The 14,482-nt window shown below is 68.1% G+C and carries 13 protein-coding genes; 5 read left to right on the top strand and 8 right to left on the bottom strand.

Translation table 11 applies throughout. The annotated features are described in order from the left end of the window. From ACSAMQ_RS10850 to ACSAMQ_RS10835, 4 genes are all read left to right on the top strand, one after another. On the top strand, nucleotides 1–949 hold a 949-nt coding region (locus tag ACSAMQ_RS10850; RefSeq protein WP_435395654.1), incomplete at its 5' end, for a hypothetical protein. A 100-nt stretch (nucleotides 950–1,049) separates the two neighbouring features. After that, complete coding sequence (locus ACSAMQ_RS10845; RefSeq protein WP_435395653.1) at nucleotides 1,050–2,141, top strand: hypothetical protein; 1,092 nt, start codon at nucleotides 1,050–1,052, stop codon at nucleotides 2,139–2,141. Between the two features lie 187 nt (nucleotides 2,142–2,328). Further along, complete coding sequence (gene pbpC / locus ACSAMQ_RS10840) at nucleotides 2,329–4,641, top strand: penicillin-binding protein 1C (RefSeq protein WP_435395656.1); 2,313 nt, start codon at nucleotides 2,329–2,331, stop codon at nucleotides 4,639–4,641. Between the two features lie 105 nt (nucleotides 4,642–4,746). Further along, nucleotides 4,747–5,364, top strand: a complete 618-nt coding sequence (locus ACSAMQ_RS10835; RefSeq protein ID WP_435395652.1) for an NAD(P)H-dependent oxidoreductase — start codon at nucleotides 4,747–4,749, stop codon at nucleotides 5,362–5,364. A 182-nt stretch (nucleotides 5,365–5,546) separates the two neighbouring features. Here the strand turns inward: ACSAMQ_RS10835 and ACSAMQ_RS10830 are convergent, their stop codons facing one another. Both ACSAMQ_RS10830 and ACSAMQ_RS10825 read right to left on the bottom strand, forming a co-directional pair. Next, on the bottom strand, nucleotides 5,547–6,149 hold the full coding sequence (locus ACSAMQ_RS10830; protein ID WP_435395651.1) for a ferritin-like domain-containing protein: 603 nt from the start codon (nucleotides 6,147–6,149) through the stop codon (nucleotides 5,547–5,549). A 125-nt stretch (nucleotides 6,150–6,274) separates the two neighbouring features. Then, nucleotides 6,275–6,751 carry a peroxiredoxin gene (locus ACSAMQ_RS10825; RefSeq protein ID WP_435395650.1) on the bottom strand — a complete coding sequence of 159 codons (477 nt, stop codon included), beginning with the start codon at nucleotides 6,749–6,751 and terminating at the stop codon, nucleotides 6,275–6,277. A gap of 159 nt (nucleotides 6,752–6,910) precedes the next feature. On the opposite strand from ACSAMQ_RS10825, the gene ACSAMQ_RS10820 reads away from it, so the two are divergent. After that, on the top strand, nucleotides 6,911–7,804 hold the full coding sequence (locus ACSAMQ_RS10820; RefSeq protein WP_435395649.1) for a DnaJ C-terminal domain-containing protein: 894 nt from the start codon (nucleotides 6,911–6,913) through the stop codon (nucleotides 7,802–7,804). Between the two features lie 152 nt (nucleotides 7,805–7,956). Here ACSAMQ_RS10820 and pilH read toward each other — a convergent pair whose 3' ends face one another. The 6 genes from pilH to sucB all read right to left on the bottom strand — a co-directional run bounded on the left by pilH (nucleotide 7,957) and on the right by sucB (nucleotide 14,432). Next, nucleotides 7,957–8,328 (bottom strand): twitching motility response regulator PilH, encoded by a 372-nt coding sequence (pilH, locus tag ACSAMQ_RS10815; RefSeq protein ID WP_031370810.1) that lies wholly within the window; start codon nucleotides 8,326–8,328, stop codon nucleotides 7,957–7,959. 60 nt (nucleotides 8,329–8,388) lie between these two features. Further along, a complete protein-coding gene (locus ACSAMQ_RS10810) occupies nucleotides 8,389–9,381 on the bottom strand; it encodes a YhdH/YhfP family quinone oxidoreductase (protein ID WP_435395648.1) in 993 nt (330 codons plus the stop codon). A 786-nt stretch (nucleotides 9,382–10,167) separates the two neighbouring features. After that, on the bottom strand, nucleotides 10,168–10,806 hold the full coding sequence (locus ACSAMQ_RS10805; protein WP_435395647.1) for a DUF6438 domain-containing protein: 639 nt from the start codon (nucleotides 10,804–10,806) through the stop codon (nucleotides 10,168–10,170). A 104-nt stretch (nucleotides 10,807–10,910) separates the two neighbouring features. Continuing rightward, entirely contained in the window at nucleotides 10,911–11,504 is a 594-nt protein-coding gene (locus ACSAMQ_RS10800; RefSeq protein ID WP_435395646.1) for a TIGR00730 family Rossman fold protein, read from the bottom strand. A gap of 147 nt (nucleotides 11,505–11,651) precedes the next feature. Continuing rightward, the gene (gene lpdA / locus ACSAMQ_RS10795; protein WP_435395645.1) at nucleotides 11,652–13,076 is read right to left on the bottom strand and encodes a dihydrolipoyl dehydrogenase; all 1,425 of its coding nucleotides are present in this window, start codon (nucleotides 13,074–13,076) and stop codon (nucleotides 11,652–11,654) included. 129 nt (nucleotides 13,077–13,205) lie between these two features. Next, nucleotides 13,206–14,432 carry a dihydrolipoyllysine-residue succinyltransferase gene (sucB, locus tag ACSAMQ_RS10790; protein WP_435395644.1) on the bottom strand — a complete coding sequence of 409 codons (1,227 nt, stop codon included), beginning with the start codon at nucleotides 14,430–14,432 and terminating at the stop codon, nucleotides 13,206–13,208. Nucleotides 14,433–14,482 lie beyond the last annotated feature (50 nt).

Here is a 14,482-nt window from a genome sequence, read left to right as displayed (position 1 = left end):
GGCGGCGCCGGAGCCGCAAGCGACGGCGAGCGCCAATGCCGCCGCCGTCGCCGGGGCGGTTGCCAGCCCGGCTCCGCCGGCAGGCGAAGCGCCGGCGCATCCCTTGCAGCTCGCGGCCGAGGCCGTGCTGCGCAAGGACGCGCCGCTGTTCGACCGCTATTACGTCGATTATGCGATCGGCGATCTCGATCGCGACGGCCGCGACGACATCGCGGTCGAGTACGGGCTGGGCGAAGAAGGCGCGATGCGCCATGTCGCCAATCGGGTGCGCGTGCTGATGTCGCGCGAGGGCGGCCTGCAGCCGCTGCCCGAGGACGGCGGCGAGCTGTTCGGCTATTGCGCGGCCTTGCGCGACATCGTCGACGGCGTGCTGCGGGTCGACGCGCTCGAAGCGTGCATGGTGCCGTTCCCCAAGACCGTCGCGCATCACCGATACCGATGGTCGGAACAGGGCCTGCGCCGGCTCGACGAGGAAACGCCGGAGCAGCGCGTCCTGTCGCAGCTGGCCGAAATGGCAACCGCGCTGCGCGAGCAGCGAGACGAGGTATTGGTGCGCCATCTGCGCACTCATCCTCGGTCGAACGGACCCGGCGCGGCGCCGCCGCCGGCCGACGCGGGCGTCGAGCGCTCCCTGTTCGGCGATACGCCGCGGCGCAAGGATTTCGCCGCCGCGGTCGAACTGTTGCGCAAGGCCGAGCTGCGGTCGCTCGGCGGCGACGAATGGCAGGCCTCGGTACGTGGCCGCGCCGCCAGCAGCGGTGGCGAGTATCGCTTGCGGATCGACCTGAGCCCGGACCCGGGCCTGATCGAGACCGACGACGCCAGTTACGTGGTCGATGCCGAGGCGATGCTGGAATGGCCGCAGCGCGACGGCAGCCATTACCACGCGCGATTCCGCTTGATCGAAGGCGACCTGTATCTGCTCGACCACAACTCCGATGAAGTCTGACGCCGCCTGAAAGCCACGCGGCCGGCTCGCCGCGAGCCGGGCGCCGGTACCGCCCACGATCCGGCCCGAGGCCGCGAACGCCACCACGCAAGGAGCGAACATGCGCAAGATCGCAGCACTGTCCCTGATTCTCGGCCTGGCCGCGTGCCGGTCCGGCACCGAGGCCGGCCCGGCCGATTCCGCCGGGCCCGAAGATGCATCTACTGCTACTGCATCCGCTGCAGTCCCGGCGGCGACCGCGCCGGCGGCGAAGGGCGATACGCATAAGGCCACCGCCGAGCGCGCTTTCGCCGCGCTGCGGCAGCTCGACCCGGGCTTCGAAAGGCTCGGCTTCGAGCACCTGGTCGGCGACCTCGACCGCGACGGCCAGGACGACGTCGCCGTCCTGTTCGGCCAGGGCACGCCCGATGCGACCATGGCCGCCTCGAAGAAGCTCGTGGTGCTGATGAACCGCGGCAAGGACTTCCAGGCGCTGCCGCAGGCGACCATGCCCGAGTTCTGCCCCGAGCTCGACAAGATTTCCGCCGGTCGCTTGTACCTGCGCGCGATCGACATTTGTTCGGCGGCGCGCCCCAAGACCACCGACTACTACGTCTATGCCTGGAATGGCCAGACCGTGGCCGAAACCGAGCACCAGACCCGCCAGGAGCGCGTGCTCGCCGAACTCGCCGAACTCGGCCGGGCCTTCCGCATGCGCGACAAGAACCTCGTGCTCGACCGGATGAAGTTCCCGCTCGAAGCGGTCGGCCTGCCGATCTACGAGACCGCGCTGGAGAAAGCCGCCGCGGCCGCCGGCGGCAAGATCGATCGCGCCCTGGCCGAGAAGCACTACACCGATCTGTTTCCCGATTCGCGCGCCGACACTTACGCCGAAGCCATCGAGCAGGCGCTCGGACGAAGCTTTACTAGCGAGCCCGACGGCACCCTGGTGGCGAGCCGTTCGCAGCAGCGCGGCAAGACCGAGGAAACTTATTCGATCAGCATCCAGCCCGACCCGGACGCCGACCGCGAAGAGGGCAACGAGGACCGCATCGACGCCCAGGTCTCGGTGATCGCGGCGGCCGCCGAGGAAGTCGAAGTCAGCGACGCCGAAGGCGGCAAGAGCGTCGAGCGCCAGGAGGGTGCGGAAAGCCTGATCCTGCATTTGATCGACGGCCGCCTGCGCGTGGCCGCCTTCAACGTCGCCGGTTGACGTCGTCCGGGTGCCGCGCCGTTGCCTGCCCGGCAACGGCGCAGCGCACTGACGTAAGCTGATCATGGTCTCCGCCGGTCGCAGCCTGTCCCCCGTGTCCACCGAAACTCCCGCGCCTCAACTGGGCGATCGCCCCCGCGACGAACCACGCCGGCGCCGTGCCGCGCTGAAAACGCTGCTGGCGCTGATGCTGTCGGCGACCCTGGCGATGCTGCTCGACCTCGCGTTTCCGCTGCCGTTGCCGAAACCGCGCGACGCCGGCGCGGTGGTCACCGCCTCCGACGGCACTCCGTTGCGCGCGTTCGCCGACCGCGACGGCGTCTGGCGTTATCCGGTGCGCGCCGACGAGGTCTCGCCGTTGTATCTGCAGGCGCTGTTGAATTACGAGGACCGTTGGTTCTGGAGGCACCCGGGCATCAACCCGGCGGCGATGCTGCGCGCCGCCGGGCAGTGGCTGGGCAGTGGGCGAGTGGTCTCGGGCGGTTCGACCCTGACCATGCAGGTCGCGCGCATCCTCGACGCCGCGCCCGGGCAGAACCGGCGCAGCCTGTGGTCGAAATCCCGGCAGATGCTGCGCGCGCTGCAGCTCGAGGTGCATTTGTCCAAGCGCGAGATCCTCGCCTTGTATCTCAACCGCGCGCCGTTCGGCGGCACCGTCGAAGGGGTGGAAGCGGCGAGTTGGGCCTATCTCGGCAAACCCTCGTCGCGTCTGTCGCATGCCGAGGCCGCGTTGTTGACGGTGCTTCCGCAATCGCCGAGCCGGCTGCGGCCGGACCGCGAGCCCGAGCGCGCGCGCAAGGCCCGCGACAAGGTCCTGCAGCGGATGGCGGTGCTGAAGGTATGGTCGAAGGCCGAGGTCGACGACGCGCGGGTCGAGCCGGTGGTCGCGCGCTCGCTGCAACCGCCGCGTTATGCGCCCTTGCTCGCCCAGCGTCTGCGCGTCGACAACCCGAAGGCCCTGCGGGTCGAGTCGACCATCGACCTGGAACTGCAACGCACCCTGGAAGACCGCGTCTCGGCATACTTTTCCAGCCTGCCCGAGCGCACATCGGCGGCCTTGCTGGTGGTCGACAACGCCAGCCTGGAGGCGCGCGCCTATGTCGGCTCGGTGACCTTCGGCGATGCCGCACGGCTCGGCCACGTCGATATGGTCAAGGCCTGGCGTTCGCCGGGCTCGACCCTGAAGCCGTTCCTGTACGGCCTCGCGCTCGACGACGGCCTGATCCATTCGGAAAGCCTGTTCGTCGATGCGCCGCAATCCTTCCACGGCTATCGGCCGGGCAATTTCGACACCGCGTTCAACGGCCCGGTCGGCGCGGCGACCGCCTTGCGCCTGTCCTTGAACATTCCCGCGGTCGATCTGCTCGACCGGGTCGGCCCCTCACGGTTTTCCGCGCGTCTGGCCCATGCCGGCATCGACCTGCAGTGGCCGAGCGGCGCGACCCCGAACCTGGCGATGATCCTGGGCGGCACCGGCGCGCGCCTGGAGGATTTGGTCGGCGCCTATTCGGCGTTCAACCGTGAGGGCATCGCCGGGCGCGTGCGTTACCAGCGCGATGCGCCGCGGCTGGAGCGGCGACTGTTGTCGCCGGGCGCGGCCTGGATCGTGCGCGAAATCCTCGAAGCCAATCCGCGCCCCGGCAGCGTCGAGCAGACCTTCGACAGTCGCGGCCGGCCGCGGGTGGCCTGGAAGACCGGCACCAGCTACGGCTTCCGCGATGCCTGGGCGCTCGGCAGCACCCGCGGCTATACGGTCGGGGTCTGGGTCGGCAGGCCGGACGGCACGCCCCTGCCGGGCCAGTACGGCGCGGTGACCGCCTTGCCTTTGCTGTTCGAAGTGATCGACAGCCTGCCGCGCCAGAACGGCGACGCCGCCTTGCGGCCGCCGCCGAAGAATGTCGAGCAGATCGAGATCTGCTGGCCGCTCGGCATCGCGCCCGACCCGAAGGCGCCGGAACTGTGTCACCGGCGTTTGCAGGCATGGACGCTCGACGGCTCGGTGCCGCCGACCTTCGCCGAACGCGACGCGCGCTTGTGGAACGCCGGGCTCGAACGCTTCGAGACCGATGCGCACAGCGGCCTGCGCCTGTCGGGCGAGTGCAGCCGGCCGCACGAACGCCGTACGCGCGAACTCGCGCGTTGGCCGGCGCTGGCCTCGCCCTGGCTCGCCGCCGACACACGCAAGGCCGCGCGGCTGCCGCCGCTGGCGCCTGACTGCAGCGACGACGGCCGCGATGCGGTCGAGGAACTGCGCATCGAGGGTATCGACGATGAGGCCACCTTGGCGCGCGCGCCCGGCAACGCGACGCCGCTGCGTCTGTCGATTCGCGCGCTCGGCAGCGATGCCCGGGTGCGCTGGCTGCTCGACGGCCGCTTGATCGGCGAATCGCAGGGGCGTGCGCGCTTGGATCACGACTTCGGCGAGGTCGGCGAACATACCCTGACCGCCTTGGCCGATACCGGTGCCTGGTCGCGGGTGAGGTTCCGTGTGCTGCGCTGACCTACAGCCTTGAATGGGCCAGGGGCTTGACGGGGGTAGGTACCAGAAGTAACTTACACATAGTAAGTTACTTTTAGTAATTAAATCTTCAGCGGACCTTTGCCCATGAATGCTCTGATCGTCGTCGCCCATCCCGACCCGCAATCGCTGACTCATGCAGTCGCCGCGCAACTGGCCGAAGGACTGTCCCGGTCGGGCCATGCCCACGAAGTCGCCGACCTGGCCGCGGAGGGGTTCGACCCGCGCTTCAACCAGGACGATGTCGCGGGCTTCTACCTGCGCGAGCCCGCGCCCGCGGACGTGCGCGCCGAGCAGGCGCGGATCGACCGCAATGATGCGCTGGTGCTGGTGTTCCCGGTGTACTGGTGGTCGATGCCGGGCCTGCTCAAGGGCTGGATCGACCGCGTCTTCGCCAACGGCTGGGCCTACGAGGAAAAGGACGGCCGGGTCGCCAAGAAGCTGCAACGCCTGCGCGTGCATTTGCTCGGCATCGGCGGGGCCGGCGCCGGCACCTACCGCAAGCACGGCTACGACGTGGCGATGAACACCCAGATCGACCACGGCATCTTCGATTACTGCGGCGCTCGCGTGCTGACCTCGGAGTTGTTGTTGCACACCAACCCCGGCGAAGCCGCCGCGCTGCTGCCCAAGGCCTTCGCGCTCGGCCGCGGGCTGTTCGCCGAGGCGGCGCAAGGGGAGGCGGCGCAGGGCGAAGCGGCCTGAACCCTCGATCGTGGAACGCGCAGCATCCGCATCGCCTTCGCCATCCAGTCAAGAACTGATTCGGGGCGCGCAAATGGCGCGACGCTATGGTCGAGAACAGGTGCGACCGTCCGGCGCAGACCGGCCGCGGCTCACGCCGATCCTACAAAGCAGCGTAGAGCCGCAACCTTCCGGCGCGCGGCTTATTTGCCGGTCCAACCATCCAGCATGTCGGCCAGTTCGTCCGCGTGCTCTTCTTCCTGCGCCAGGATGTCCTCCATCAGACGCTTGGTGGTGGTATCGCGGTCGCCGAGGTAGTTGATGATCTCGCGATAGCTGTCGATCGCGATGCGCTCGGCGACCAGGTCTTCCTTGACCATGTCGCGCAGGTCGGTGCCTTCGACGTACTCGGCGTGGGCGCGCTTGGACAGCACGTCGGGGTTGAAGTCGGGGGCGCCGCCGAGCTGGACGATGCGCTCGGCGATGCGGTCGGCATGCGCCTGTTCTTCGTTGGCGTGTTCGAGGAATTCGGACTTGACCGCGTCGGCCATCAGGCCGCTGGCCATGTAGTAGTGGCGCTTGTAGCGCAGCACGCAGACGATCTCGGTCGCCAGGGCTTCGTTGAGCAGCTTGATGACCGCCTCGCGGTCGGCGCTGTAGCTTTCGGTGATCGCGCCGTCCTCGATGTGCTGGCGGGCACGGGCGCGGATCGTGGCGAGGTCGGTCACGAACGGCGAGGGTTGGCCGGCGGGCGACGGGGTGGACGCCGGGCGGGCGGCGGTGTTGCTGACGGGCTTGGCAGGCATGGTGCCTCCTGGCAGGTCGGGGATGAGAGCGGAGAAACCTCGAGCAGGCAGTTGCAGAAAAACGCGACGATGCGCGTCGACGAAGCGACCGGCCCGGACCTGCGACGGCCCGGGCCAGGCGCGGATCAGACCTGTTGCAGCATGTACTCGGCCGAGGACACCCGGTACTCGCCGGGTTCTTCGACATGCAGTTGCTTGACCACGCCATCGTCGGCGTACAGGGCGAAGCGCTTGGCGCGGGTGCCCATGCCGTAGGCGCTGGCGTCGAGTTCCAGGCCGAGCGCGCGGGTGAAGTCGCCGTTGCCGTCGGCCAGCATGATCATGCCGTCGGGGGCGTGCTGGCTCTGTGCCCAGGCCTGCATCACGAACGGGTCGTTGACCGCCAGGCACAGCACTTCGATGCCCTTGTCGCGGAACGCCTGGAAATGCTCGACGAAACCGGGCAGGTGCTTCTCCGAGCAGGTCGGGGTGAAGGCGCCGGGCACCGCGAACAACACGGCCTTGCGTCCGTCGAACAGGGTCCGGGTATCGACGCTCTCGATGCCTTCGTTGATGCGCTTGAGTACGACTTCGGGAAGGCGTTCGCCGACCTGGATGCTCATGGAAATCTCCTGTGGGGGTTCGAGTCTAGGCAGCGGGTGCTAAATACCGCGTCAACGACTTGAAATCGCGGTCGCCGCCGCCATGCTGTCAGGCTAATAATGCGTCAAGACGGCGTGAGTGGGCTGCGCCGCGTATGGCGCTTGCAAGTGGGAGCGACGATGCAGTTCAAGGATTACTACGAAACCCTCGGTCTGGAACCGAGCGCCGGCGAGGCCGAGATCAAGACGGCCTATCGCCGCCTGGCGCGCAAATACCATCCCGACGTCAGCAAGGAGGCCGGCGCCGAGGAGAAGTTCAAGGCGGTCAACGAGGCCTACGAGGCGCTGCGCGACCCGCAGAAGCGCACCGCCTACGACCAGTTGCGCGCGCGCGGTTACCGGCCCGGCGACGAAGTGCAGCCGTCCGCGGGCGGCTACGGCGGCGGCAGCCCGGATTTCGAGGAGATCTTCGCCGGCGGCGGCGCCGGCGGCGGCTTCAGCGATTTCTTCGAGACCCTGTTCGGGCGCGGGCGCTCGGCCGCCGGCGGCTTCGGCCAGCAGGGCGCGCGCAGCGCTCCGCCGCGCGGCGACACCCGGGCCAAGCTCGCGGTGTCGCTGGAAACTGTCTACGAAGGCGGCAGCATCCGTATTTCGGTCAACAACAAGACCCTCGACGTGCGCGTGCCGAAGGGCGTGCGCCCGGGGCAGCTGATCCGCCTGGCCGGGCAGGGCGCGCATGGCGACCTGCTGCTCGAGATCGAATACGCCGCGCACCCGCAGTTCGAGGTCGACGGCCGCAACGTGATCCACGTGCTGCCGTTGGCGCCCTGGGAAGCCGCGCTCGGCGCGACCATCAGCGTGCCGACCCTCGGCGGCCCGGTCGAACTGAAGATTCCGGCCAACTCCGAAGCCGGGCGCAAGCTGCGCCTGCGCGGCCGCGGCCTGCCGGGCACGCCGGCGGGCGACCAGATCGTCGAGCTGGAAGTGCTGGCGCCGCGCGCGGAAACGCCTGCGCAGCACGACGCCTACGAGGCGATGCGGGTGGCGTTCGGCGAGGACTGGCGGCGGGTCTGAAGCGCAGCCGCGGCGGGGTCTTAGTGCCGCCGCGCTTTGGGCCGCGGTTCGCCCTGCGATCCCGGCAAGGCCGGCAAAGAAAAACCCGGCTCGCGCCGGGTTGGTCGTTTTGCTGTGGAGCCGGCCGGTCAGCGGCGTTCCGCGTCCCGCATTCAGGCGGCCGAGGGCAGCAACTGCGCGATGATCTCGGACAGATCGGTCTCGCTGAACGGCTTGGTGATGTACGCCTTGGCGCCCTGGCGCATGCCCCAGACCCGGTCGGTGTCCTGATCCTTGGTCGTGACCAGGACGATCGGGATGTGCTTCGTCGTGGATTCGCGGCAAATCGAGCGCGTCGCCTGGAACCCGTTGAGGTTCGGCATTACCACGTCCATCAGGATCATATCGGGCAGCTCGCGCTTGGCCGCTTCGACGCCGGCGGCGCCGTCCTCCGCGGTCAAGGCTTCATGCCCCAGTTTTTCGACGATGCGACGGATGCCCATCAGCTGGGACGGCGAATCGTCGACGATCAGAATACGCGCCATGTGTTTCCCCCAAGAACCTGCGGCCGATTGTAGCGACGCGCCGCGCCGCTGCAATGCCAACTAGATCACGACGAGGGTCCGGCCGACCGAACCGCCGGCCAGCATGCCCGGAAACACCTGCGGCAGCTCGGCCAGGCCGACTTCGCGCGTGCAGATCCGCTCCAGATGCGCGGGCTTCCAGTCGCTGCCCAGGCGCTGCCAGATCTCGTCGCGGATGCTTCTTGCGGTGCCGGCCGAGGCGACGCCGAGCAGCGACACGCCGCGGATGATGAAAGGCATCACCGTGCTCGCCAGCTCGTGGGTCGCGGCGAGGCCGGCGGTGGCGACGTTGCCGTAGGGCGCGGTCTGGGCGAGCAGGCTGGCCAGCATCGGCCCGCCGACGTTGTCCAGGCCGCCGCCGAAGCGCGCCGACTCCATCGGCCGGCTGGTCTGCAGGGCCTCGCGGCCGAGCACCTCGCGGGCGCCGATCGAGCGCAGGTAATCGGCTTGTTCGGGCTTGCCGCTGATCGCGTGCACCTCGAAGCCGGCGCGGCTGAAGATGTCGAGCGCCAGCGAACCGACCCCGCCGGTGGCGCCGGTGACCGCGAGCGGCCCCTGCGCCGGCGTCTGCCGGTTGTCGAGCATGCGGTGCAGGGCGAGCGCGGCGGTGAAGCCGGCGGTGCCGAGGATCATGCTCTCGCGCAGGCTCAGCCCGGCCGGCAGCGGAATCGTCCACTGCGCCTGCAGCCTCGCGTACTGGCCGTAGCCGCCGTCGCGCACCTCGCTGAGGCCGCAGCCGGTGACCAGCACCGCATCGCCTTCCTTGAACGCCGGGTCGCTCGAAGCGACCACGTGGCCGGCGACGTCGATGCCGCCGACCAGCGGGAACTGGCGCAGGATCTTGCCTTCGCCGGTGCCGGCCAGCGCGTCCTTGAAATTGACCGACGAGTACGCGGTCTTGATCACCACCTCGCCCGGCGCGAGATCGTCCAGGCGGATCGATTCGAGGCCGCTGCGGTAGCCGTTGGCGTCGTTGTGGATGCGGAAGACGTCGAAGGAGGCGGGTAGGCTCATAGCGTGCTCGCTGCGGTGCGGCCCGGGTGGGTGTTGCGGGCGGAGGTGGGATGATAGCCGAGTAGGGATGGGGCGATTTCGGGTTGGCGGATCCGGTTTCTGCGTGCGCGGCCGTAGTCGTCGAGTAACGCCAGTAGCCGGTGGCTTGGTCTTAGGGTAGGAGCGGCGCGAGCCGCGACCACGTATTCCGACAGCTCGCGTCGGCGGCCGCAGGTTCGCGGTCGCGGCTTGCGCCGCTCCTACCCCTGGCGAGAGCACGTCGCCACGATCGGTGGCATAGGCATTGCTGCCTCTGCGCGTGCCGTGGTCGCGGCTTACGCCGCTCCTACAGGGGATGGTTGCGCGGCGCCCTAATGCCGGCTTTGGCTGTGCGCGGTCTCGCACTCGCGAAGGCTAAAGGAGACCCGGAGGGCGGCGCGCAGGGATGCGCGCCGGTTTAGGGGTGTCCCCTATGAAAATCCCTGCGTCGGCATCGATCGTGCGGGCTTGTGATTCAAAACAAAAGCGTTTTTCTTTGGTTACTTTCTTTTGTCGCTTTTGACAAAAGAAAGTAACCCGCCGCTTTAGTGGCGGAAGCTTTGGGTTTGATCTTGATCTATTGAATGAGAGAAGCGCCGCAAGACTGTCATAGCGATGTCGCGGCTCGCGCCGCTCCTACCCCTGGCGAAAGCACGCGGCTACGATGGATGTCGCAGGCATTGAGGCGTCGGCGCGTCCAGCGGTCGCGGCTCGCGCCACTCCTACAGGGCGGCGACCAGGACGATCTATGCAAGATCGTTCATAGCCTCACGGCTGTACGGCCCCTGCATTCGCGGCTTTGCCGAACGATGGCAGGCGGCAGCGATCCGGAGGCGACAGCCGGGGATCGTCGGGGTCCAGCGGGGGGCGGGTCTGCGCAGACCAATAGCCGGCGCAGCTCGCGGTTTCGATCAGGGCCACGGTCTCGCAGAACACGTCCGGGACGAAACGCGCCTGCGGGTCGATCGAGGTCGACGACAGGGCGCCCGGTTTCTTGCGGTCGCGCAGGCAGGCCACGGCGTCCTGAGTGACGCGGCGCTTGCCGGTGGGGGTGCTGACAGTGATCGTCGTGGTCGGGCCGTCGGAAGCGCTGGCGGAGTATTCCGGCAACAGTGCGGCGAAGGCCTTGGAGTTGACCCGCTCGAACAGGGCGCGGCGGTCCTTGTCGGCGATTTCGTGCGGGATCACCAGGTCGCCGTCGGCGTTGCGCAGCGGGTGGCGGCCGGTGAAGTCGCGGGCGCTGAAGATCGCCACGCCGTCTGAGCCGATGCGCAGCTTGTAGGCGGGGCAACTGTCGCGGCAGCCGCTGCGTTCGATCACGACGGTGGTACGGTCGATCGACGGCGGCCGGGCCGGCTTGCAGGCCGCGACGGCGAACAGGGTCAAGGGCAATACGATCCAGCGCACGATCCGACCTCCTGTCTGCGTTGCCTTATAGCTTATCGGGACTGGCCGCTTACCGCCGACCAGGCAAGCCCTGCCGCTCAGGGCCGCCGGACGAAGCCTGCGGTTCAGCGCAGGGCGTTACGGCGCTTCTCGTCCATCCACTTCGACGCGGCCGCCGGCTCGTAGTCGCGCATCCAGGCCAGCATCGTGTCGAGGTCGTCGCCGTGCCACAGGTCGCGGCGCTGGTCGGCGTGCAGGAAGCGTTCTTCGACCATGCGGTCGAGCATCGACATCAGCGGGGTATAGAAGCCGTCGATGTCGAGGAAGGCGCAAGGTTTGTTGCCGATGCCGAGCTGGCGCCAGGTCAGCATCTCGAACATTTCGTCGAGGGTGCCGAAGCCGCCGGGCAGAGCGACGAAGCCGTCGGCGAGGTCGAACATGCGCGCCTTGCGCTCATGCATCGAGCCGACGATTTCCAGCTTGGTCAGGCCGCGGTGGGCGACTTCCCAGTTGACCAACTGCTCGGGAATCACCCCGATCGCTTGCCCGCCGGCTTCGAGCACGGCGTCGGCGACCGTGCCCATCAGGCCGACGTTGCCGCCGCCATAGACCAGGGCGATGCCGTCCTTGGCCATGCGCGTGCCGAGCGCCATCGCCCGTTCGGTGTAGATCGGCCGGGAGCCGGAGTTGGAGCCGCAGTAGACGCAGAGGCTTTTCATTGGGCGGGACTCGGGACTGGGGACTCGGGACTCGGGGATCGGGGATCGGGGATTCGCAAAGCAAAACGCCAGGACTAGGCCTGGCGTCTGCATTGGGATTCGGGGCGAGGGGAACTGCTTTCCGAGTCCCCAGTCCCGAGTCCCGGCTCAATTGGCCTTATGAATCGCCCGCTTGTCGACCGCCATCGCCGCATCGTGGATCGCTTCCGACAGGGTCGGGTGGGCGTGGCAGATGCGCGCGAGGTCGTCGGCGGAACCCTTGAACTCCATGGTCAGCACGCCTTCGTGCACAAGTTCGGACACGCCGACGCCGACCAGGTGCAGCCCGAGAACGCGGTCGGTTTCGGCGTGGGCGATGACCTTGACGAAGCCGGCCGGCTCGCCCATCGCCACCGCACGGCCGATCGCCGCGAACGGAAAGCTGCCGGTCTTGTATGGGATGCCTTCGGCCTTGAGCTGCTGCTCGGTCTGGCCGACCCAGGCGATTTCCGGCTCGGTGTAGATGACCCAGGGAATGGTGTCGAAGTTGACGTGGCCCGGCAGGCCGGCGATGAGCTCGGCCACGGCGATGCCTTCCTCGAAGCCCTTGTGCGCGAGCATCGGGCCGCGTACGCAGTCGCCGACCGCCCAGACGCCGTCGACGCCGGTGTGGCAGTGCTCGTCGACTTCGATCTGGCCGCGCTCGTTGAGCTTGACCCCGGTGCCTTCGGCGAGCAGACCCTTGCTGGCGGCGCGACGGCCGACCGCGACGAGCAGCTTGTCGACCACCAGTTGCTGGTCGGACTTGCCGTCGTTGTAGGTCAGGTGGACGCCGTCCTTCTGCACTTCGGCCTTGCTGACCTTGGCGCCGAGCTTGATGTCCAGGCCTTGCTTCTTGAATTCCTTGGCGGCGGTCTTGGCCACTTCGGCGTCGGCCGCGGCGAGGAAGTCGGGCAGCGCTTCGAGGATCGTGACCTCGGCGCCGAGGCGCTTCCACACGCTGCCGAGTTCAAGGCCGATCACGCCGGCGCCGATCACGCCCAGGCGCTTGGGCACTTCGGTGAAGTCGAGCGCGCCGACGTTGTCGACGATCTTGTCGCCGTCGAACTTGGCGAACGGCAGTTCGATCGAATCCGAACCGGCGGCGATGATGACGTTGGTACCCTTGAGCTCGACTTCCGAACCGTCGTGCTGCTTGACCTTGACGATGTTGCCCGGGTGCAGGGTGCCGAAGCCGTAGTACGGGGCGACCTTGTTGGCCTTGAACAGCATCGCGATGCCGCCGGTGAACTGCTTCACGATCTTGTCTTTGCGGCCGACCATGGTGCCGACGTCGATCTTGGCGTTGTCGGCGCTGATGCCGTGCTCGCCGAACAGGTGCTGCAGATTCCAGAACTGGCGCGAGCTGTCGAGCAGCGCCTTGGACGGGATGCAGCCCACGCGCAGGCAGGTGCCGCCGAGGGCGGGCTTGCCGTCCTTGCCGAGCGCGGCGTCGATGCAGGCGGTCTTGAGGCCCAGCTGGGCGGCGCGGATGGCGGCGTGATAGCCGGCCGGACCGGCGCCGATGACGACTACGTCGAATTGTTCAGACATTGCAGAGTCCTTGGGAAAACGGGACTCGGGACTCGGGACTCGGGGCTCGCACGGCGGAGCGTGCGAGTCCAGGTCCGATAGGGTGTTTCGCCGAGTCCCGAGTCCCGAGTCCCGAGTCCCGGCGAGGCATTACATGCCGAGCAGCATGCGGTGCGGGTTTTCCAGCTGGTTCTTGATGTCGACCAGGAACAGCACCGCGTCCTTGCCGTCGATGATGCGGTGGTCGTAGGACAGCGCGATGTACATCATCGGCGCGGCGACGACCTGGCCGTTCTCGACGATGGCGCGTTCCTTGATCGCGTGCATGCCGAGGATGGCCGACTGCGGCGGGTTGACGATCGGGGTCGACATCAGCGAGCCGAAGGTGCCGCCGTTGGTGATGGTGAAGGTGCCGCCCTGCAGGTCTTCCAGGGCCAGCTTGCCGTCGCGGGCCTTCTTGGCGTATTCGCCGATGGCCTTCTCGACGTCGGCGAAGCCCATGCGCTCGACGTTGCGCAGGACCGGCGTGACCAGGCCCTTGTCGGTCGACACCGCGATCGAGATGTCGGCGTAGCCGTGATAGACGATGTCGTTGCCGTCGACCGAGGCGTTGACCACCGGGTGGCGTTGCAGCGCGTTGGCGGCGGCCTTGGCGAAGAAGCTCATGAAGCCGAGCTTGACGCCGTTGGCCTTCTCGAAGGACTCGCCCAGCTCCTTGCGCATCGCCATGACCTTGCCGAGGTTGACTTCGTTGAACGAGGTCAGCATCGCGATCGAGTTCTTCGACTGCATCAGGCGCTCGGCGATGCGCGCGCGCATGCGGGTCATCGGCACGCGCTCTTCCGGGCGGGCGCCCGAGGCGTTGCCGACGCCGCCGGACTTGGCGTAGTTGAGGATGTCTTCCTTGGTCACCGCGCCCTTGCGGCCGGTGCCTTCGACCTGCGCAGCGTCGATGCCTTCCTTGTTCGCGGTGAAGCGCGCGCCCGGCGGCAGCTGGTCGTTGGAGGCGGCGGGCTTCGCTTCGGCCTTGGGCGCTTCGGCCTTGGCGGTGATCGGCTGGGCGCCGGCGGCCGGCAGGGCTTCGGCCTTGGCGGCGGCCGGAGCGGCCGCTGCGGCGGCGGGCTGGGCTTCGGCGGCGGCGCCGGCTTCGACGATCGCGAGCACCTGCTGGCTGGTCACCGTCGAGCCTTCCTCGAACTTGATTTCCTTGAGCACGCCGTCGACCGGCGAGGGCACTTCGAGCACGACCTTGTCGGTTTCCAGATCGACCAGGTTCTCGTCGCGCTTGACCGCATCGCCCGGCTTCTTGTGCCACGTGGCGATCGTGGCGTCGGAGACCGACTCGGGAAGGACGGGGACTTTGATCTCGGTGCTCATGGGGCAGGCATCCTGGAGTGCTTGAAAGGGTATGAGTCGTTCTGGGATGT

The organism is Lysobacter sp. 1R34A (assembly GCF_051217035.1).
Lineage (GTDB): Bacteria > Pseudomonadota > Gammaproteobacteria > Xanthomonadales > Xanthomonadaceae > Lysobacter.
The sequence above is the reverse complement of the archived record's forward strand: the minus strand, read 5'-3'. Positions and strand labels throughout refer to the sequence as shown.